This is a genomic window from Duncaniella muricolitica (assembly GCF_910574735.1).
In the GTDB taxonomy this organism is placed as follows: Bacteria; Bacteroidota; Bacteroidia; order Bacteroidales; family Muribaculaceae; genus Duncaniella; species Duncaniella muricolitica.
In genome coordinates this window covers 23,692-45,916 of record NZ_CAJTCF010000010.1, presented here as the reverse complement: position 1 = coordinate 45,916, position 22,225 = coordinate 23,692, and the positions used below count along the sequence as shown (strand labels likewise).

The following is a 22,225-nucleotide window of genomic DNA, read 5'->3' as shown; positions in this document are numbered from 1 at the left end:
GTAAGGAAATATAGAATATATAGTGTGTTTTTCAGGTCTTGCGCACAGAGGCCGGTCTGACGAAGCCTGCATTGAGCAGAGCGAGCATCGTGGAGTCGTAGCCCGAGCGGAAGACCTTGTTGATTTCTTTGAGATTGAATACTTTATATGTGGCGATGTCGTTGATGCTTATTGCCAGGTCGCACATCTCCATCTGAGCCTGAGCGTTGTTTTTGACCAGCGAGTCGTAGGTCAGTTGAGCGATGTCGAGTATCGACTTTGGTTTGCCTCGACGGGGCATGGGCGAGCAGTTGATGCCTATGAGATATTTGCATTTTTCACGCAGGGCCCAGGCGGGGAGATTGGCCACCACTCCGCCGTCGACATATGTCACGCCGTCAATCTTGACCGGCTTGAATACGATGGGTATGCTGCACGAGGCCGACACGCAATCGACGATGCTGCCCTCGCTGAATGCCACGGCCTTGCTGTCGAGCAGGTCGGTGGCACATACTACCGTGGGGAGCGGAAGTTGGGAAATATCGTCGTAGGGTATCTGCTTGCGTAGAAATTTACGGAAGCCGTCCATGGAGAAAAAACCGTCGCGCGGCACGGCAAGCTCGGCAAAGTCGCCAAACTTGATGTCGGAAAACGCTTTGATAATCGCCTCGGGACTCATGCCCGCGGCATACATAACCGCCACGACCGAGCCCGCACTCACACCACCGATGATGTTGGGACGAATCCCCATCTCCTCAAGAGCCATCAACGCTCCGGCATGAGCAAAACCGCGCGCCCCGCCCCCGCTGAGGACGAGGCCCAGCTTATAGGGCTTGCGTGAAAATCTTAACATATCAAGCATAACACTACAAAATTACGCTTTTTCCGCTATATAAGCAAAAGAAAAACTTTTCAACAGGCACATGTGTATACATTGTGTATAAAAACATCGACCTTCCCGTCGATACTCTGCAAAAGCTCTCCATTATGGCAGGAGCTTAAAGAACTTCATCTAAACAATTCTAATTTCAAAGGCTGACTCCATAGCTGTCGAAGTATTACCAACGGTGACCGAATGATTTACAGCATTGAAGATGACAAAGTGATTGTAAACGCTGTGTCGCTCTAAGGGCTTTACGGAGACAAATAAGATACCCGAAATATATGTCTTGAGTTTAGCGACACACGGTGTCGGGCGGTTATTTATAACGCATAAGCAAGAACGAGTCGAGAGGTTGCGAAAGTTGATTTATATGCGTACATTTGCAATATGAAATTCAGCGACATCCCCTCACATGAAAATGTCAAGCGTCAACTGCGCGACATGGTGGCCGACGGGCGTGTGCCCCACGCCCTGTTGCTTCACGGGCCGGCCGGGTCGGGTAAGTTTATGCTCGCACGCGCGTTTGCGCAATATCTTCATTGCGAACATCCTACGCCCGACGGTGAGCCGTGCGGCGCATGCCGTGCATGTCTGGCCCACGAGTCGATGAGCCACATCGACACGCTGTATGTCTATCCCGTGGTCAAGACCGAGAAACTGAAGGAGCCTGTGTCGGGCGACTATATCGACGATTTCCGCGACTTCATGTCGGCAAGTCCGTATATGGATTTTGACCGCTGGGCGGCAATGTTTGACAAGAAGAACGCCCAGCCTATAATCTATGTCTACGAGAGTGCACATCTGGAGCGTCGGCTCGCGGTGTCGGCCTCGGCCTCGCGCTACAAAATCGTGGTGATGTGGCTGCCCGAAAAGATGAACGAACAGGCGGCCAACAAGCTGCTCAAACTCATCGAGGAGCCTTATCCCGACACCATATTCATCCTCGTGAGCAATGACGCCTCGGCCATACTTCCGACCATACGTTCGCGCTGCCGTCCGATAGAGGTGACGCGGCTCGATGACGCCTCGGTGGCCGACTATCTGTGCTCACGCCTGTCGATGGACCGTCAGGATGCCATGGCCTCGGCACATATAGCCGCGGGCAATGTCAATGCGGCTCTGCGGTCGGTCGACGCCACGAGTGTGAGCCGGATGTTTTTCGATTACTTCGTGCGGCTCATGCGTCTGGCCTATCAGCGCGATGTCAAGGGTCTGCTCGAGTGGAGCAACGATGTCACATCGCTCGGGCGCGAGCAGTCGGTGAAGTTTTACGACTATGCCCAGCGGCTCATACGCGAAAATTTTGTCTACAATCTGCACGTCCCCGAAATCTCTTATCTCAACCGCACGGAGGCTCAGTTCAGCGAACGTTTCGCACGCTTTATCACCGAACGCAACGCCGAGGCGATAATACGTCACATGAATCAGGCTTCGGCCGACATAGCCGGCAACGCCAACGGCAAAATCGTCAACTTTGACTTTGCCATAAAAATGATCATACTCCTGGTCAATTAGTAATTAGCAATTAGTAATTAGCAATTAGTAATTAGTAATTAGCAATTAGCAATTAGTAGTTAGTAATTAATCGCTAATATTTTACCAATCAACTTTCAATTAACCATCAACTTTTAAGCTATCGATGAAAGATGAGAATGCTATCAGAGACAAAAGCAAGGCTTTTGCCATCAGATGCATACGGCTATACAAATATCTCACCGAAGAAAAAAGAGAATTTGTATTGTCAAAACAGCTTCTTAGAAGCGGTACGAGCATCGGTGCCAATGTAAGAGAGGCGATATTCGGCCAAAGCAGATCAGACTTCGCATCCAAATTAAGCATAGCCCAAAAAGAAGCCGGCGAGACAGAATATTGGCTTGAATTACTTGAAGCATCAGAATATATAAACGACAAACAATCTGAAAGCATGCTCTACGATTGCAGAGAAATAATAAAACTGCTGCAATCAATCACCAAAACCCTTTATAATAAATAAGCAAGGCAAGCAAAAATAAATAAGCAAGCAAAAAATTACTAATTGCTAATTACTAATTACTAATTGAAAAAAGATTACTAATTGAAAAAAGATGGTTCCGTTTCTAAAGCAGGTAGCGCAGGTATATCTCGACAATGAGCGTGAGGCGATGATGGATTATTGCTTCGTATTTCCCAACAAACGAAGCGGCACATTCTTCCGCCACTATCTCCAGCTCCTGTCGAAAGGAAAACCGCTCGGCATGCCCGAGATAGCCACCATCGGCGACCTCACCGCCCGGCTCACATCGCTGGTCGAAGCCCCGAGGCTCGAGCAACTGTTTGTGCTCTATGACCGTTACCGCCTTATCGGGGGCGAAAGCATCGACTTTGACCGTTTTCTCTTCTGGGGCGAGATGATATTGAGCGACTTCAACGACGTGGACCTCTATCTCGTCGACCCCGACAAACTGTTTGTCAACCTCAAACGCTACCGCGAGGTGAGTGCCAACTATCTCACCGACGAGCAGCGCGAGATATTGCAACGCTACTGGGGCGAACAGTTTGCCTACCCGTCACCCGACCACTTCTGGGCACATCTTCACTATGACACCCCCACCGAGCTGGAACAGAAGTTTCTGAAACTCTGGGAGGTGCTCGCCCGACTCTATCACGACTTCACCGACACACTGCGCCGCAACGGCATGGGCACACAGGGCATGATAGCGCGCGAGGCCGTGACACGGCTACGCACATGCGCCACCTCCGACCTGACCCACCGCCGATATATCTTCGTGGGCTTCAATGTGCTCACGCTCTCCGAGCTGTCACTGTTTGAAAATCTCGATGTGCGCGGAGTGGCCGACTTCTACTGGGACAACGCCTCGCCCGCCATGCATGTCAAGGGCAACGCCGCCTCACGCTTCATCGACCGCAACATAAGCCGGTTTCACTCGCGCTATGACCTCGCCGCGCTCTACCCCATGGCCGACGACCGGTTTCCCGAGATACATCTCATGGGCATCCCATCGTCGACCGGCCAGGCCAAGATGGCCGGCACACAACTGAGGGAATGGATCAAGGAGGGCATCACCTCCACCTCGGCCGAGTCGCTCGACACGGCGGTAGTGCTTCCCGACGACTCTATGCTCATCCCGATGATACACTCCGTGCCCGAGTCGATGGCACAGCTCAACGTGACGATGGGTCTGCCCATGCGCACCACCTCATTTGCCTCGCTCATAGGTCTGCTCGTGTCGATGCACCTGCGCGCCACCGAGATGCGCGGCGAGTGGTGCTACTTTTACGACGATGTGCGCAATGTCATAACCCATCCTCTGCTCACGGCCATCTATCCCGCCGAGTGCGAGGCTCTGACGCGCATGTTCATGACACGCCGCATCTATATGCTCCAGGCCTCCGAAGCCATAGAGGCTGCTCCGGGACTGTCGTTTATCTTTGCCCCGGTGAGCAATCCCGATTCGCTCGAAGAGGTGTATGGCTACTTTCACACACTCCTCGTGACCCTGCGCGACGCGCTGGCGGGCGACGAGGTGAGACGCGTGGAGACATTCTTCATCAACGCCTATCTCGACGCTCTCGACGAGCTGAGAGACGCGGCGTCGAAATGGTCGATAGAACTCTCCGACTCGACCTTCATACAGTTGCTCCAGAAGGCCATCTCAGGAGCCTCGGTGAGCTTCACGGGCGAGCCTCTGCGCGGACTCCAGATAATGGGCGTACTCGAGACCCGCGCACTCGACTTCAACAATCTCATAATCCTCTCGATGAACGAGCGTATATTTCCGCGCAAGCATTACACACGCTCATTCATCCCCGACTCGCTGCGCCAGAGCTACGGCATGGCCACCACCGACTTTCAGGAATCAATCTACGCCTATTATTTCTACCGCCTGATAAGCCGAGCCGAACGTGTGACCATATATTACGACTCGCGCAACGGTCCGACCTATACGAGCGAGATGTCGCGCTACATCACGCAGTTGCTCTATCTGCATCCCGAGTGTCACATCACGCATACGCTCGGGTCATATGAAATCAATCCCTCCGAGACTCCGGTCATAAGCATCCCACGCACGCCCGAAATCAAGGAGAGACTGCTCACCTACTGCACGCCCGGAGGCAAACCGCTGTCGGCATCGTCGATCAACGACTATATCAACTGTCCGCTACAGTTCTATCTCAAGAATCTCTGCGGCCTCAACACCGACGACGAGGCTCCCGACTATATGGACAGCGCGACCTATGGCTCGATAGTCCACACGGTGGCCCAGCGCGTGTATCTCGACCTGCGCGGCAACGCCCCGTCGGTCAAGATCACGGCCGAGATGCTCGACGACATCATCAACTCGCCCACGCTGCTCGACCGTCTCATCACGGCCACGGTCAACGAGCTGTTCAACCGCCGTCCCAAGGACGACCTGACATCGCTCACAGGCGAGGCCAAAGTGATGGGAAATATTATCAAATATTTCCTCACGCGCATGTTTGAGCTCGAGAAGAAGCATGCCCCCTTTGATTTCATCGATGCCGAACACCTCATCACCGGCACCATGCGTCTGGCCCCCGACCTGACCATCAACATCAAGCAATATCTCGACCGCGTAGACCGCGTATTTCCCCCTGATCACTACGGTGACCCCACCAAGGGCACAATACGCATTATCGACTACAAGACGGGAGTCGACAACATCGAGTTCAAAAGCCTCGACGATCTTTTCGAGCCCACGGCCCGCGATCGGCGCAAGGCTATATTGCAATTGATGTTCTACTCACGCGCCTATGCCGAAAAATTCCGCTACGAGGGTCCCGTGCAGCCCTTTATCTACCGCATGCGCACCATCTATTCCGATGGACTCAACCCGCTGAAATATTGCGGTAAACCGCTGAAGGATTATCACGAAATCATCGATGGCTACATGGAGCGGCTCGAGGCTCTGGTGCGCGAGATGCTGCTCTCCGACAAACCGTTCACCCAGGCCGAGAAGGAGGAAAGCTGCACCTTCTGCCTGTTCAAAACCCTGTGTCGACGCCGATGAAAGTCTACGTGCATGTCCCCTTCTGCCACTCCAAGTGTGCCTACTGCGACTTCTATTCCACGCCGCGGCGCGAGCTGATGGCCGATTATGTGGAAGCCGCGGGCGAGGAATGGCGACACATTGCGCCTGCCGGCTGCATACCCGACACCATATATCTCGGCGGAGGCACCCCGTCGAGTCTGCCGCTGCCGCTGCTCGACAGACTCATAGCCCACATACGCGGTGAGAATCCCTCATCGCTGCGTGAATTTACCATCGAGGCCAATCCCGACGACGTGACACCCGAGTGGGCCGGCCATATCGCCCGACACACCGGCATAGACCGCGTGAGCATGGGCATACAGACATTTGATGACGCGACTCTCCGCTTCATCGGCCGCCGCCACTCGTCAGCACAAGCCGTGAGGGCCGTGGAGACACTTCGTGCCGCCAGTGTGGCCAACCTCTCGTGTGACCTCATCTACGGACTCCCCGGTCAGACTCTCGAGGCATGGCAGGCCGACCTCGACCGCCTCATATCACTGCGCCCCGAGCATATATCGGCCTATCTGCTAAGCTATGAGCCGCGCACACGGCTCGGCGTGATGCTGTCGAAAGGCAAAGTCGAAGAAGCCGCCGACACTCTGGCCGAAGATATGTACTCCTACCTGTGCCGGGCCACACGCGACGCCGGATATGAGCATTATGAAATATCCAATTTCGCACTGCCGGGACGCAGGGCCATACACAACTCGTCTTATTGGAACGGAAGCGAATACATAGGCCTCGGACCCGGAGCCCACTCCATGGCCGGAGGCGTGAGATGGTACAATCCCTCCAATCTCAAGCTCTACATCGACCGTCACGGTCGCGACGTGAGAATAATCGAGGAGGAGGATGCCAAAAACCGATTTAACGACATGCTCATCACCTCGCTGCGCACGTCGCTCGGACTTGACCCCGAGAGGGTGCCGAAAGAGTTTGCCGATAGTTTTCAGGCCAATACCACACGACTGTGTGACAGCGGACTGCTCACACTCTCCCCCTCGGGCCGGATGCTCATACCCGAAGACAAGTGGCTGACAAGCGACTCAATACTCCTGCAACTTATCGAAGTGTAACGAAATACTAAAAGCCCCGCTCAAACGTTATAAGTAAAACATAATAGATATACATGTCACTTTTCAACATATTTTCCAAAAAAGAACCCATACAGCTCCCTTTTGCCACCGACATACACTGCCACATATTGCCCGGAGTCGATGACGGCTCGCCCGACGTGGAGACCTCGGTGTCGCTCGTGGAGCGCATGCAGACATGGGGCATCAGACGCATCATAGCCAGCCCGCATGTCACCGAGGCTACTTTCGAGAACACTCCCGACATCCTTGACCCGGCTCTCGATGAACTCCAGACCGAGCTGGCTCGACGCGGCAACGACATACCGGTGTCACGCTCGTCGGAAAACCGCATCGACGACTTCTTCCGCGAGATGCTCAGCAAGGGGATGATAGTCCCGCTGCCCAACGATTATCTGCTGGTGGAGTGCTCGTTCATACAGGAGCCGTGGCAGATCGACCAGTTTCTCTACGACCTGAAGATTAAAGGCTTCCGCCCTATCATGGTCCATCCCGAACGATATTTTTATTATCACGGACGCGACAATCACCGCTATGAGCAGCTTCATGATGCGGGCACACTGTTTCAGATCAATGTGCTCTCGCTCGCCGGAGCCTACAGCAAGATTGAAAAGAAAGTGGCCGAAGAGCTTATAGAGCGCGGCTATGTCGATTTTCTCGGCACCGACCTCCACAACCACCGCCACGCCGACATCATCGACCGCTATCTCACCACCTCCGACGCACGCCGCCACGCCCGCGCCCTGCAAGGCCGCATACTCAACGACCGCGCGTTTTTGTAAGCAAAACAGACCTGTCAGGGAGATACACAAGGACAAAAGTCTCAAAAGAAACAGAAGTCGTTTAATCTGTTTCTTTTGAGACTTTTTTACAGTTATCAGACGCTCTGCTTATTTCCTCAACTGGAGACCGTCAAGGCAGAAGTAGGCGGGAGTGCGCATGTGGCCCGAGGCGTCCTTGTCGGACGAGTCGAGATGAAACACCACTTTGTCGACCTCGCCAAGAGTGTAGAGGTCAAATCTGCGCCAGTTGTTGAGAATGTAATCCCAGGCAGGATTTTCAACATTATGGCCCTTCTTGCATGCAAGGTCGACCGACACTGTGCCGACAGGCTGTCCGCCGCGGTAACCGGTGGCGGTAAGGGTCAGATAATCGTTGTCGCCAAACTTATTGACACCACCCGGCACATAGGTGTGCCATACACCCATAGGTTTGCTCGGCACATTGATATTGGCCACCGGCTCGCCGTCCTTGCCCGAATAGGTGTCGCCATAATACATGGCCAGGAAATTCCAGGTAGTGTTGGCCACGAGTGTATACTCAATTACCGACGGACGGTCGAGCGTAAAGTAAGCATCGTCGCCGTTGGCATGTCCGACAAGATAATTGCCTGTGGTGTTGGGGCGCGGAGTCCACACACTGTAACGCATGGAGTCGACCGACACCTCATCGCCTGCCGCGGCAAACTGGCGGTAGCTGCGGTTGCTGACACAGAATCCACCGGCGAGCTGCGAGCCCGACTTGACAGCATTGAAATTGACTCCCGACACCGAAAATCCGCCGTCGGTTATCACATGGGTGAAACGGTCGGGCATCTGAATCTCATTGAATGTGATATTGTCAGGCTCGGGGATGATGACATCAAGGTCGTCGGAGCAGGCTGACGCCACCGCCACGAAAGCGGCCGCGAGATATGTTGAATATTTCTTAATCATAACTTGCATTGTTTTATTATTCCAGACCGGGATTCTGGTCTATCTTGTTAAGGTGGGCTATAATCTCAGCGTCGGGTATGGGCCAGCAATACTGGTTTTCGGAGAAATCGACTTCGGGCTTGAGTGTGCGTATCCACGGACGTCCGTCGTGCTCAAAACGCAGCGAGGCAAACCACGGTGTCTCATTCTCCATGAGCAGCGTCACCACATACTCCCTGAATATCGCGTCCATCAGCTCCTGATGTGTCGCGATGCCGGTCACAGGCGCGAGCACGGGATTGGTATATGACTGACGCATCCTGTTGAGCTCGGCTAGCGCGCCGTCGATATCGGTCGGACTGGTGCGAGCAAGCAGCTCGGCCTTCATGAGATACAACTCGGCAAAACGGAGATTGTAGGAGGTGTATTTGTCATTCATGCCCTCATAGCGGCCACGATGATAGAGCTTGGTGAGGATATTGTCCTTGCGCTGGTCCTGCCACGTCTCGGGCGAGCGGGCCTCGCCTGTGATGTAGGGGTAACGCTCGTCGGCCTCGAGCCACTCCTGCACGATGTCGGTGAAGGTGGGGTTGAAGTAGAGACCATAGGAGTAGATAAACTCGCTGTAGGAAAGATTGGACATATCGCCAATGTAGCGTGAGAAAAGCACTTCGCCCGAATCCCAAGCATCCTCGTAGAGCTTGGTTATGTCGGGCTCGATAGCCGCGCTGCCCGGACGCGAGAGCACATCGTTGACGAGAGTCAGGGCCTCGGCATAGTCGCCGTCCCATCCGCGCACCATCAGCAACTTGGCGTGCATGGCCTTGGCCAACTGACGCGACATGTACTTGCCCGATGTGTAGTCACCGAGATGCTCGCCGGCATAGCGCAGGTCGTCGATAATCAGGTCGTAGCTCTGACCGACGGTGCTGCGGTCGACCATGAGATTGGAAAGCTCGGCGGTCTTGTCGCGGTAAATGATGCCATAGGGCGACTCAGCGGGGTCAAACCAGCGGGCGAAAAACCACAGCAGATGAAGATTGGCATAGCCGCGAAAGCAGCGGGCCTCGGCAAGCAGACGGGCCTTCTCCTCGGCCGATGGAAACTTATCGTCCGACAGGCGGGTGATGCCTTCGATGGCAGCATTGGCGGCATTGACTGTGCTGTAAAGCCCCTTCCACATATTGTCAAGATTGCTGTTGGGCGACGACTGCTTGTAACCCATGTTGACCATCTCGGGAGAGTAGTCCCAGATGCCGGCCATGCAGTGGGCGAAACCGTAGAAGTATCCTCCGAGTGATGTGCTTTTGGCATAGACGCCATAGATGCCGTTTACGCTGTTTTGCGCGCTTTTATAATCGGTGACCGAGTTTTCGAGCGTGTAGGCGTTCTCGGGCAGCTCGGTGAGAAAGTCGTTGCAGGATGACGTGGCGAGCATGAGTCCCGCACACACCGTCAGTATATAACTCTTTTTCATAACTGTTGCTTGTGTTTAATCGATTGTGAATTTCAGACCGAAGTTGTAGGTGCGGGCCGGAGGATAAGAGCTGTAGTCATAACCCACGCCATAGAGGGCGGTAGGCGAGTTGAAGTTGCCCTGCGGGTCCATGCCCGGATACTTGGTTATGGTAAAGAGATTGGTGGCCTGGAATGAAGCCTCGATGCCTTTGACAAGGAACTTGCGGAACCATTTCTGGGGCAACTTGTAGGAGACGTTGAGTGCGGTGAGACGCAGATAGGAGGCATCGTGAAGCCAGCGATTGGAGAAGGTGCTGTTCTGGCCCATGCCGTAGTGGGTCGACACGGGATATTTGCCGCTCTGGTTCATGGTCCAACTGTCGAGGATGAAGGTGGGAGCGTTGTAGACGTTGACTCCGCCAAACTTCGAGGCCTCGGCCACCCAGTAACGTTTGCCGCCAAGACCATAGGAGAAGGTCATGTTGAACATCAGACCCTTCCATATGAGTGTGGAGCCGAATCCGCCGAAGACATCGGGATTACAGTTGCCGAGATATGTGCGGTCGTCGGCCGTAATCTTGCCGTCACCGTCAAGGTCCACGAGATAGACGTCACCGGCACCCTCGGTCCAGGAGGTCACGCGATAGTTCATCGGCAGACCTGTGGTGGGATTGATTGGCATTGTGGCCAGGGCTTCCTCATAGTTCTGATAGAGTCGGCCGGCATCGACGTAGCCATAGAATGTGCCGAGCTCGCTGCCTTCGGTGAGCTTGAAGTTTTCATATGCTCCGCCGCCGAGGAAGGTAGTGATGCCGTTGAGTTTTTCAAGGCGGCCCTTGTTGTGGGCGGCGTTGAAATTGACCTCCCACGAGAGATTGCGGTTGCGGAGTATCGACACGGTGATGTCAAACTCCAGACCGGTGTTGCTGATGGCTCCGACATTCTGGTTGGTGGAAGTGAATGATGAAGATGTGGGCACCGGGCGCGAGGTGATAAGGTTGTCGACATATTTGCGATACCAGCCTATGGAGCCGCGCACGCGGTCGTCCCAAAATCCGTAGTCGACACCGACATCGGTCTGCGACTGCGACTCCCACTGGAGGGTGTTGTTGCCGAGCGAGGTGGGATAAGAGCCCGGCTCGCCGTTGTAATTATTGGAACCTATGCCGCTTATGAAGTCATAGTAACCGAGGTTTTGCGAACCTGTACGGCCATAGGAAGCACGCAACTTGAGATAGGTGAGTGTCGGGGCTAACCCTTTGAGAAACTCTTCGTTTGACATAATCCAGCCGACGGCTCCCGAGGGGAAGTAGCCCCAGCGTTTGTCCTTGCCGAATTTTGACGAACCGTCGGCACGGAATGTACCCGTGAGTAGGTAGCGGTCGTTGAACTTGTATTGCACGCGGGCAAAAGCCGAGACGAGCGAGGAGTTGTACTTGCTGCTGGCGATGGAGTTTTTGATCGCCGCGCTGCCGAGGTTGGTCAGCACATCGTCGTCGGGGAAGTTGGAGCCTGAGGCTGAGAACGACTTGGCCGACTGACGCTCCATCGAGTTGCCTATCATGGCCTGCACGTCGTGAAGCCCCATGGTCTTGTAGAAGGTGAGCAGGTTGTCCCACACGATGACATAGTTCTGCGAGTTGGAACGCGAACCCGAGTTGGTGTCATCGCTGTAATAACGGCGGTTGAAACGATCGTAATCCGAGTTGGAATAAGTGGCGTTGAGCGTGGTGCGGAATTTCAGCCAGGGCATAATGTTGTATTCAAGAAACGATATGCCGGTAAAGTTCTTCGAGTCGCTGTGATTCTTGTCCTGGAGCTCGACGAGAGGATTTTTGGTGTAGAAGTCGATGGTGTTGATTTCGCCGTCCTCGTTATACATCGGATAGTCGGGACGCATGCCGATGAGCTTGTCGATCATGTTGTCCTTATTGTCGGCACGCCGGGTCGAGGCGTCCATATTGAGGCCAAACTTGAGTTTTTCGCTCACCAAGGTCTCGAAGTTGAATCTCATGCCGAAATACTTTGAGCGACTGCCCTTCACGATGCCGTCCTGGTCCTTGAAATTGACCGAGGCATAATATGAAGTGGTCTTGGAGCCGCCGCGCAACGACACATTGTAGTCCTGTGCGAGCGCGCTCTGGGTCATCGCGTCCCAATAATTGTCATGACCGTCATAATAGGCATTGGGCAGCCACATGTCGGCGATGTCCGACATATCCCACTGGCTGGTGGTGATAAGATTGAACTTATCCTGATCCATGTATTTCTTGTTGAAATAGCTGAGTCCGCCGCTACGGAATGCCTCGAGCAGATTGGCCTGCTTGGAAAACGCCTTATACTGATCGGCGTCCATGGTCTTGAAGTCGTTGGAGTTGATGCTCTGCCAGCCCAGGCGAGTGCTGAACTCGATGGTCGGCTTCATGCCCTCGCTGCCGCTCTTGGTGGTGACTATCACCACACCGTTGGCCGCACGCGAGCCGTAGATGGCTGTGGCCGAGGCGTCCTTGAGAATATCGATGGAGCTTACATCGTTGAGATTGAGATTGTAGAGCGTATTGGATACGTCGCCCGAGACTCCGCTCGAATATTGGGGCACTCCGTCGATGACCCACAGGGGCTGACCGTCGCCCGAGAGCGACGACTGGCCGCGTATCACTACCGAGATGGGCGATGTGGGCGACGCGCTCGAAATCATCACATTCACACCGGCGGCCTTGCCCTGAAGCATACTCGCCACATTGGAAGTCATCGGAGAGTGCTCAACGTCGCGGGCCGTCAGACGCGACACCGAGCCGGTGAGGTCGCGCACCTTGGAGGTGCCGTAGCCTATCACCACCACTTCGTCGAGGTCGCTCGAGTTGTATGACAGTTCTATGTTAAGCGGCTTGTCGCCTCGTACGGAGATGGTCTGACTGACCATTCCGACAAAACTAACCTCTATCTGAGGATTGGTAAAATCGGCAGGTATCACCAGCGAAAAGAGACCGTTGAGATCGGTGACTGTACCGATTTTTGTCCCCTTCAGAGCGATTGACGCACCCGGCAACGGATCGCCGGACTCATCGGAAACGAAGCCTGTGACTGTACGTCCCTTTGCAGGAGCCGGCGCGACCGACGCGCTCGGCATACTTGACTCTGCATCAACCGCATTAGCACTTAATGTCTGCGGGAATGAGGCAATCAGACTAACGGATATAAGCGATAGTCCAAAAATACCCCCCCGATTTGTTAAATGTTGTTAAATTAAACATAGCTGGTTGAGGTTTAGATTTATAGATTAATAAAATGTGAGTTACTACGCCAGCAAAGTTATAAACAATTTTTATATTTTTACAATATTATGTGAAATTAAATAAATTTTTCTAAAAATAAAGATTTTGTAGGAATAACCGACATGGAAACCTGAATCAATGGTGGTAAACGATACAAACGGGCGATTTTGTAGAAAAAACGGCTATATACCTCCCGAAAGGGAGATACACAAGGACAAAAGTCTCAAAAGAAACAGAAGTTTTTTTATTTTATACAGGCTATATGATTTACAGCCATGAAAATAAAAAAACTTCTGTTTCTTTTGAGACTTTTGTCCTTGTGTATCCCTCTGATTTTACTCGTGGTCGAGGCGGTAGGCTTCGTCGGGCTGCATGCCTGTACCGTCAAAGCAGTGGGTGCAGATGGATTCTTTGGGCAGACCGATACTGTCGACGAGGGTCTCTATCTTGCTGAATTGGAGGGTTGACAGTTCGAGGCGGCGGGCTATCTCGGCCACCATGCGCTTGTATTCGGGGGTGTCGGTCGTGGCATAAGCCTCGAGATTTTTGTCGGGGTCACCCTCGAAGTCTTTGATTATCTGGCGTGTGATGAGCTCCATGTCGCTCTTGGAAGAGGTGAAGCCGATGAAGGGGCAGCCATAGACGAGCGGCGGACATGAGATGCGTGCATGCACTTCGCGCGCTCCGCATTCATAGAATGTGCGCACATTGTCGCGGAGCTGGGTGCCGCGCACGATGGAGTCGTCGCAAAACACTACGCTCTTGTCTTTGAGTATGGCGGGGTTGGGGATGAGTTTCATCTTGGCCACGAGCGAGCGGCGCGACTGGTTGCCCGGCGTGAAGCTGCGGGGCCAGGTGGGGGTGTACTTGAGCACGGCGCGCTGATAGGGGATGCCGCGGCCTTCGGCATAACCGAGAGCGTGGCCTACGCCCGAGTCGGGGATGCCACACACACAGTCGGCCACCGTGGGGTCTTCGTGCCCCATCTGCCGGCCGGCTTCCTCGCGGACAGCCTCGACGTTGATGCCTTCGTAGTCACTGCCGGGAAATCCGTAGTAGACCCACAGGAATGAGCATATCTGACAGCGTGTGGCGGCTTTCTGAAGCACTTCGACGCCATCGGCCCTGAGGCGTACTATCTCGCCGGGCCCCACGTCGCGCAGACGTTTGTAGTCAAGGTTGGGGAAAGCCGAGGTCTCGCTGGCGGCGGCATAGGCTCCCTCTTTCTCGCCGAGCACTATCGGGGTGCGGCCCAGATAGTCGCGCGCGGCTATGATGCCGTCCTCGGTGAGTATGAGCATCGAGCACGAGCCCTTGACCTTGCGGAAGACGAGGTTGATGCCGTCGACAAATGTCTTGCCCATATTGATGAGCAGGGCCACTACTTCGGTCTGGTTGATATTGTTGGCCGACAGCTCGCTCAGATGCATCTTCTGCTCGAGCAATTCGGCGGCAATCTCGCGCAGATTGTTGATTTTGGCCACGGTCACCACGGCATATCTGCCCAGGTGAGAGTTGACAATGATGGGCTGAGGGTCGGTGTCACTGATTACTCCGAGGCCCTGGTTGCCGACAAAACGGTCGAGCTCGTCCTCAAATTTTGAGCGGAAATAATCGCGTTCGAGACTGTGGATGGTGCGGTTGAATCCCTTCTCGGGGTCGAAGGTCACCATACCGGCACGTTTTGTACCGAGATGAGAATGATAGTCAGTGCCGTAAAACAGGTCGTTGACACATGGCTGGCGTGAAATCGCGCCGAAGAAGCCTCCCATAAGTGCTGTTTAATGATTGGATGTTACAAATGTTTCGCGGATGCAAAGTTAAGAAAAAAAGCACATGTGTCAAAACACAAAAATGATGTCATGCTGAATTTCCTTGCCCCAACCCTACCTGATAGACGGAGGGTGTTGCAAAACTGATGATTTAATCAGTTACCGCCAGGAAAGGCCTGTAGGGCCTGTGCGAGCTTAGGCCATGGCAAGCACCCGCGCAAGCGGTGCGCTGCCATGGTATAAAGACAGAAATAAGAAGGTGCGCCGCGTAGCGGTGCTACAAAATGTCATGATGATAACTAACTGCAACTTAACGTCTTGACACGCTTGTATTGTTGTACCGCTACGCGGCACATGCTGTGGATAATTATTCTGTACCATGGCTACGCACCGCTTGTGCGGATGCTTGCCATGGCCTAAGTTCGCACAGGCCCTACGGGCCTTTCCTTGCTACAACAGTCTGCAAATTATCTGCTTTCGGGTGTTCTGCAACACCCTCAAAGATTATCTGGCGTGATTGCTATACAACCCCCTCTCACGATAACCGATGTCCTGGCGGACATCTTTTTCTTTTATTGCATGCTACTCCGGGCACACCTCCGCTGCGCTTCGGTGTACCCGGTTACTAAATAATCTGCGTCCTGCGGACGCCCATGCGGGATGGGGTGTGGAATGCGTGGGATGCCTGTGCGAGAGGCGGATACCTGCGGACGCCCATGCGGGATGGGGTGTGGGATGCGTAGGATGCCTGTGCGAGAGGCGGATACCTATGGACGCCCATGCGGGAAGGAGGGAATGCGTGGGATGCATCTCTATATCCCGCAAGGGCGTCCGTAGGACGCAGATTTAGTAGTAACCGGGGTCACCGAAGCGCAGCGGAGGTGTGCCCGGAGTGGCACGATATAAAGAAATGATGTCCGACAGGACATCGGTTATCGTAAGGGGGGGAATGCGTGGGATGCCTGTGCGGGAGGGGGATGCTTGTGGACGACTTTGAGGGAGTGACTGAGTTATGCACTGCAATAAAAAAACTTTTGTTTCTTATTGAGCTTATGAGACTTTTGTATCTCCACGATGGGAGGGATAAAAAATAACCATCCGGCCCGTCGTGGGGTCAGATGGTTATTTTTTATAACTTTTGCGCGATTACGCCGCGGGGCGTGGCGCGATGTTATAGACTGATTTATTTGAGAAGATCTTTTACAGCATCGTTGGGAACCATTTGTTCCTGGAAAGTATATGCACCGGTCTTCGCCGACTTAACGACCTTGATGACCTTGCTGTAGGTGCGGCCTTCTCCCTTCTGGAGAGATGCAACGGTTTTCTTTGCCATGAGTCAGTGAGATTATTTAATTTCTTTGTGTACGGTGACCTTCTTGAGAATGGGGTTGTATTTCTTCAACTCCAGACGCTCGGTAGTGTTTTTGCGGTTTTTGGTAGTGATATAGCGTGATGTGCCGGGCATACCGCTTGCCTTGTGCTCAGTGCATTCGAGGATGACCTGAACGCGATTTCCTTTAGCTTTCTTTGCCATCTTCTTAAATAATGTCTAAGTATTTGATTTCGTTGATGTAACCCTTGGTTGCAGCTTCTTTGATAGCTGCGTCGAGGCCTTTTTTGTTGATGGTGCGGAGGCCTGCGGCGGAGATGGTAAGTGTGATCCAAGCTTGCTCCTCAACCCAGAAGAATTTCTTGTTGAAGAGATTTACGTCAAACTTACGCTTGGTGCGACGCTTCGAGTGCGACACATTGTTGCCCACCATTGCTTTCTTGCCGGTAATCTGACAAATTTTTGACATGGCTGTTGGTTTTTATCTCTTTGATTTATTGTTTATTGACGGGATGCGTGGGCCACCATAACATGCCTCATATCGCTGCACGGCGCATCATTTCCGATTAGCTTTTACACGAGGTGCCACGAATTTCGACTGCAAAGTTAAGGACTTTTGCGCGGTTTACCAAGCCCCATTAAGAATTATTAACTATTCTCTTATAGTTTAGAAAGTTTACAGAGTTTAAAAAGTTAAGATAATAGCTCTGAGGGTATCTGATTGTCCTCACGAACTATTATCTTAACTTTTTAAACTCTGTAAACTTTTTAAACTACAAGAGATAAACTATTAAGATTCCAACGGCTTGGCTTCCCATCCGAGGGCACTTGCGCCGAGCACGGCGGCGTCGGCTTCCTTGAGTTCGGAAAGGAGCACTTTGACCTTGCCCTTAAACATGCTGAGCATGTTTTTCTCCATAGCTTCGCGCAGAGGCTTCATGAGCAGGTCGCCCGACTTGGCCAGGCCGCCGAAGAGGATGATGGCCTCGGGCGAGGAGAATACGGTGAAGTCGGCAAAGGCTTCGCCGAGAATGGTGCCGGTGTATTCAAATATCTCGAGGGCGAGCTTGTCGCCGTTGACGGCTGCGTCATACACATCTTTTGATGTGATGGCCTCGATGGGGAGATTGCGCAGCAGAGAGGGGTCGGGACGCAGCTCGAGAAATTCGCGTGCGGTGCGTGCCACGCCTGTGGCCGAGCAGTAGGCTTCGAGACAGCCGGTGCGTCCGCAGCCGCAGAGACGGCCGTTGTTACGCTTGATGATGGTGTGGCCGAGCTCGCCGGCAAATCCGTCGTGGCCATATACGAGCTGTCCGTTGATTACGATGCCCGAACCGACGCCGGTGCCGAGGGTGATCATGATAAAGTTTTTCATGCCGCGGGCCGCGCCATAGGTCATCTCGCCGATAGCGGCGGCGTTGGCGTCGTTGGTGATGGCTACGGGGATGCCAAACTTTTCGCTCACCATTTTGGCCAGGGGCAGCGGAGTGGGCCAGGGAAGATTGACGGCCGACTCGATCATGCCGTTATAGTAGTTGGCGTTGGGGGCACCTATGCCTATGCCGTGCACCTTGCCCACAGCGTCGTGGGTCTCGAGCAGATGCATCACACCCTGATAAAGATCTTCGATATAATCGTTGACGTCGGCATGCTTGAGTGTCTTGATCGAGGAGCTGGCTATCACTACGCCACGGGCGTCGACGATGCCAAACACAGTGTTTGTACCGCCTATGTCGATACCTACTACGTAAGGTTTCATGGTTTGTATGTTATTGTTTAATTATGATATGAGTAATTTTCTACAAACTTAATGAAAATTTTCGGATATATCGGCTCTTTTTACACGAAAAAATTCTTAAATTTGCATCATAAATTCACACACACGACCATATCTCCTCACATCTTAGCCGTTTTGTAATTTAATTAACATACCATGAGAAAAATTCTACTTTCATGCCTCGCGCTTGTAGCGTCGGGCGGAATTACTTGTGCAGCAGCCGGACCCATGGGCGAAAACCTCGACCGAGGCGTAATCGCCATGAAAACATCCTCCGGTGTATTCGTATCTTGGCGTTCGCTCACAGCAGACCCCAAAGACATGACATTTGACGTATATCGCGACGGCGTCAAAGTCAACGCAACCCCCATCACAGCCGGCACAAACCTGACTGACCCAGCCGGCACCACCTCATCCAAGTATAAAATCGTAGCCTCTGACGGAACCTCAAGCAAAGAGACAACTGTGGAAGCCGATGTGTACAAACGTATCCATCTTGACAGGCCAGACGGTGGTACCACTCCAACAGGAGAGGTCTATACTTATAGTCCTAACGACTGTTCGGTAGGCGATGTTGATGGTGACGGAGAGTATGAAATATTCGTAAAATGGGATCCTTCAAATTCAAAAGACAACTCGGAAGTAAAAGGAGCCGAGACAATAGATGAGAATGGCAACAAATATAAAATAGAGACCAGCTATACCGGAAATGTTTATATTGACTGCTACAAACTTGACGGTACCAAACTATGGCGAATAGACTTAGGCCGCAACATTCGCGCCGGCGCGCATTACACACAATTTATGGTCTACGACTTCAATCAGGATGGCAAAGCCGAAATGATGGTCAAGACCGCGCCAGGCACCATCGACGGACAAGGCAAAGCTGTACTTATGGGTAACGATGAAGTAACAGCAGACTACCGCGGCACCGGCAACAAAAGCGAAGGCACCATATTGAAAGGCTCAGAATATCTGACTGTATTTGACGGTCAGACCGGTGCTGAAATTCATACCATAGCCTATCAGCCTTCACGAAATGTACATGAACAAAGTAAGTCGGAGTGGGGAGACAATTATGGCAACCGTTCTGAGCGTTATCTCGCCTGCGTGGCCTATCTCGACGGACAAGACAAGAATCCGAGCGCGGTGTTCTGCCGAGGATATTATACATATGCCTACCTTTGGGCTGTAGATTTTGATGGCAAACAGCTTAAAACACATTGGCTGCACGAATCCAACGAAAAAGGAAAAGGATGCTACGGTGAAGGCGCGCATTCTCTTACTGTGGGCGACGTCGACGGCGACGGATGTGATGAAATCGTATTCGGTTCAGCATCGGTAGACCATAATGGCAAACTCCTTTACCGCACAGGCGCGGGCCACGGCGATGCCCTACATCTGGGCGACTTCGACCCCGACCGCGAAGGTCTCGAAATATTCATGGTGCATGAGGAGAAAGATAAAGCCTACAAGTGGGATTGTGAGTTTCGTGACGCCAAGACAGGCAAAATCATATGGGGCGAAAAACAGTCAGGTAATGATATTGGTCGCGGCCTCGTAGGAAACTTTTCTGAAAAATGGCGCGGATATGAATGCTGGCCAGGCTCACGATTTGTCAATGGAGCACGCGCAAACGCCACATTTGACTGCAAAGGTAACATTATTGTAGACGGTAAAGTTCCATCGGCCAATTTCCGCATTTATTGGGACGGAGATTTGCTTGATGAATTTTTTGACGGACGTTACGACAAAGCGACAAAAAGCTACAACCCTCGCGTAACAAAACGAAGCGCAGATGGCAAAAGTGATTCCAAAACGTGGAACTTCAACACCTATAAAGCATATGCATGCAACACTACCAAGGCAACACCTTGTCTTCAAGCCGACCTCTATGGTGACTGGAGAGAAGAATTGATAATGTGGGACGGCTCTAACTCATCCGATCTACTCATCTTCTCAACAACCATTGAGTCGAAATATCGCGTGACGACTCTCATGGAAGACCACAATTACCGTCTTGCGATCGCATGGCAGAACTGCGCCTACAACCAGCCTCCCCACCTCGGCTATAACCTTGAGGAGTCGTTCAACACCCAGGGAGCCATCACCATCACCGCCGGCAACCTCAGCCAGCTCATCTATGCTGGCGATCCGATACAGAACATCTCGTTCAAGGTGCTTCGCGCCACAGGCGTAGAGATCAAGGGTCTGCCCGACGGTGTGGGCTATGACTTCGACCCCGCCACTCTCACCGGCACCATCTCGGGCTCGGTTAAAGAGGCCGGCGAATATAAATTCACCATCACCACCACAGGTGCCGAAGAGGACAACAACGCCACCATCGAAGGCTCCATCAATGTCCGCGTCAACACCTCGATAGAGCTTATCGGCTACTATCCCTTCGAGACCGTAGGCGAGACCACCCCCAACCTCATCGCTAACCAGAAAGCAACCGCGGCCGGAGGCAACGGTGAGGCTGTGGAAGGCAAGAAGGGCAATGCTCTCAGTCTCAACGGCTCCAACTATTACGTGCAGGAAGCCTACGACCTGATAGAGTTTGGCGACAAATCGTTCACCATCGAGTTCTGGATGAACTCTGAGGATAAGGCCGCCTACATACTCAACAAGGGAGCCATCGCATCGTCCAACGGCGGCAACTGGGTAGGCCTCGAATACAAGAGCGGCGCACTCCGCTTTGCCGTAGACGATGACGTGGTCAAGAGCGAAGTGCAGTGGGCCGAAGGCTCGACCATATTTGACGGCCAATGGCATCACGTGGTGCTTGCCCGCGACGTCGTGGCCAAGAAACTCCTCATGTATGTCGACGGTGAGCTCAAAAACAGTGCGGACGACAAGACCGGTGCCATCAACAGCGACGGCCAGGCACTTGTCATCGGCAACGTCAACTTTGACTTCAACAACAACTACACCGGCATGCTCGACGAACTGTCGATCTATCGCGGTGTGATGAGTGCAAGCAAGGTCAAGGAGCACTACGAGACTTCGGGTGCCGACTATGTGGCTTACTTCCCCATGGATGACATCAGCGAGACTACCCCCAACATGAGCTACGGCGAAGCCACTGCCGTAAACGGCCAGCCCATATCGGTCAACGGCGTGAAGGGCGGTGCCATCTCGTTTGACGGCAGCTATTACCTCACCCAGCCCGTATATGACGCCATACAGATGGGCGACAAGGACTTCTCCATCGAGCTGTGGATGCGTTCCACCGACGATGACGGCTATCTCTTCTGCATCGGCACACACAACACCACCAACGTGGAGGGCGGCACAGGCAACTGGATCGGCCTCGAGCGCACCGGCTCACTGATGCGATTCTCTATCGACGACAATGTCAAGAAGACCGACTGCACCCTCACGGATGCAAGCGGAGTGTTTGACGGCAACTGGCACCACGTGGTATGCGTGCGCAAAGTGGCCGAAAAGACCACCCTTCTCTATGTCGACGGTGTGGAGGTTGCCTCGACATCCAATGTAGCCACCAATGCCATCAACTTCGCAGCCACCGAGCTCTTCTTTATCGGCGGTGATGACGAGCCGACAGCAGGCAAGGAAAACCGTACATTCAACGGTGACATCGACGAGCTGACCATCTATTCCAAGGCTCTCTCGCCCGAGGAAGTAGTGGAGCAATACAATATGCTCCGTCTCTCGGAAATCGAGGACATCATGGCCGAGTCGGAAAACGCCCGTTACACCGTGGTCGATGCCTTCAGCGGCCGCATCCTCCGCACTGCAGTGGGTTCTGACCGCACCGACATCGTCGACTCGCTCCAGCAGGGCATCTATATCCTCGTCATCGAGGACGGCAAGGAGCTCCGCACCTACAAGTTTGTAAAGCGTTAATCTCTCTTTCAGTTAATATCTTATAGTTAAAAGAGTCAC

At 53.1% G+C, this 22,225-nt stretch carries 15 protein-coding genes; 6 read left to right on the top strand and 9 right to left on the bottom strand.

All coding sequences use genetic code 11. From position 1 onward, the window contains the following. Positions 1–31: 31 nt before the first annotated feature. The gene (locus QGT73_RS03685) at positions 32–841 is read right to left on the bottom strand and encodes a patatin-like phospholipase family protein (protein ID WP_280121466.1); all 810 of its coding nucleotides are present in this window, start codon (positions 839–841) and stop codon (positions 32–34) included. A gap of 408 nt (positions 842–1,249) precedes the next feature. Between QGT73_RS03685 and QGT73_RS03680 the strand changes: the two genes are divergently transcribed. The 5 genes from QGT73_RS03680 to QGT73_RS03660 all read left to right on the top strand — a co-directional run bounded on the left by QGT73_RS03680 (position 1,250) and on the right by QGT73_RS03660 (position 7,792). Then, on the top strand, positions 1,250–2,377 hold the full coding sequence (locus QGT73_RS03680; protein WP_280121465.1) for a DNA polymerase III subunit: 1,128 nt from the start codon (positions 1,250–1,252) through the stop codon (positions 2,375–2,377). 124 nt (positions 2,378–2,501) lie between these two features. Continuing rightward, positions 2,502–2,855 carry a four helix bundle protein gene (locus tag QGT73_RS03675; protein WP_280121464.1) on the top strand — a complete coding sequence of 118 codons (354 nt, stop codon included), beginning with the start codon at positions 2,502–2,504 and terminating at the stop codon, positions 2,853–2,855. Between the two features lie 91 nt (positions 2,856–2,946). Beyond that, positions 2,947–5,892: a PD-(D/E)XK nuclease family protein gene (locus tag QGT73_RS03670; protein ID WP_280121463.1), complete on the top strand. Its 2,946-nt coding sequence runs from the start codon at positions 2,947–2,949 to the stop codon at positions 5,890–5,892. Beyond that, a complete protein-coding gene (gene hemW / locus QGT73_RS03665; RefSeq protein ID WP_280121462.1) occupies positions 5,889–6,992 on the top strand; it encodes a radical SAM family heme chaperone HemW in 1,104 nt (367 codons plus the stop codon). Before QGT73_RS03670 ends, hemW begins: the two co-directional genes overlap by 4 nt. Positions 6,993–7,045: 53 nt before the next feature. Further along, positions 7,046–7,792 (top strand): tyrosine-protein phosphatase, encoded by a 747-nt coding sequence (locus tag QGT73_RS03660; protein ID WP_280121461.1) that lies wholly within the window; start codon positions 7,046–7,048, stop codon positions 7,790–7,792. Between the two features lie 108 nt (positions 7,793–7,900). On the opposite strand, the gene QGT73_RS03655 is transcribed toward QGT73_RS03660, so the two are convergent. From QGT73_RS03655 to QGT73_RS03620, 8 genes are all read right to left on the bottom strand, one after another. Continuing rightward, positions 7,901–8,725, bottom strand: coding sequence for a DUF4465 domain-containing protein (locus QGT73_RS03655; RefSeq protein WP_280121460.1), 825 nt, complete (start codon positions 8,723–8,725; stop codon positions 7,901–7,903). Positions 8,726–8,741: 16 nt separating this feature from the next. Next, positions 8,742–10,181, bottom strand: coding sequence for a RagB/SusD family nutrient uptake outer membrane protein (locus QGT73_RS03650; protein ID WP_280121459.1), 1,440 nt, complete (start codon positions 10,179–10,181; stop codon positions 8,742–8,744). Positions 10,182–10,196: 15 nt separating this feature from the next. Next, a complete protein-coding gene (locus QGT73_RS03645; protein ID WP_280121458.1) occupies positions 10,197–13,292 on the bottom strand; it encodes a SusC/RagA family TonB-linked outer membrane protein in 3,096 nt (1,031 codons plus the stop codon). Between the two features lie 480 nt (positions 13,293–13,772). Continuing rightward, positions 13,773–15,209, bottom strand: coding sequence for an amidophosphoribosyltransferase (locus QGT73_RS03640; protein WP_280121457.1), 1,437 nt, complete (start codon positions 15,207–15,209; stop codon positions 13,773–13,775). Between the two features lie 1,183 nt (positions 15,210–16,392). Next, a complete protein-coding gene (locus QGT73_RS03635; RefSeq protein WP_123618117.1) occupies positions 16,393–16,542 on the bottom strand; it encodes a DUF4295 domain-containing protein in 150 nt (49 codons plus the stop codon). Between the two features lie 12 nt (positions 16,543–16,554). Then, a complete protein-coding gene (rpmG, locus tag QGT73_RS03630; RefSeq protein WP_107033239.1) occupies positions 16,555–16,743 on the bottom strand; it encodes a 50S ribosomal protein L33 in 189 nt (62 codons plus the stop codon). 4 nt (positions 16,744–16,747) lie between these two features. Then, a complete protein-coding gene (rpmB, locus tag QGT73_RS03625) occupies positions 16,748–17,008 on the bottom strand; it encodes a 50S ribosomal protein L28 (protein WP_123618118.1) in 261 nt (86 codons plus the stop codon). Positions 17,009–17,329: 321 nt separating this feature from the next. Then, entirely contained in the window at positions 17,330–18,298 is a 969-nt protein-coding gene (locus QGT73_RS03620) for an ROK family protein (protein WP_280121456.1), read from the bottom strand. Positions 18,299–18,472: 174 nt separating this feature from the next. Here QGT73_RS03620 and QGT73_RS03615 point away from each other — a divergent pair, with 174 nt between their 5' ends. Then, a complete protein-coding gene (locus QGT73_RS03615; RefSeq protein ID WP_280121455.1) occupies positions 18,473–22,186 on the top strand; it encodes a rhamnogalacturonan lyase family protein in 3,714 nt (1,237 codons plus the stop codon). Positions 22,187–22,225: the final 39 nt, after the last annotated feature.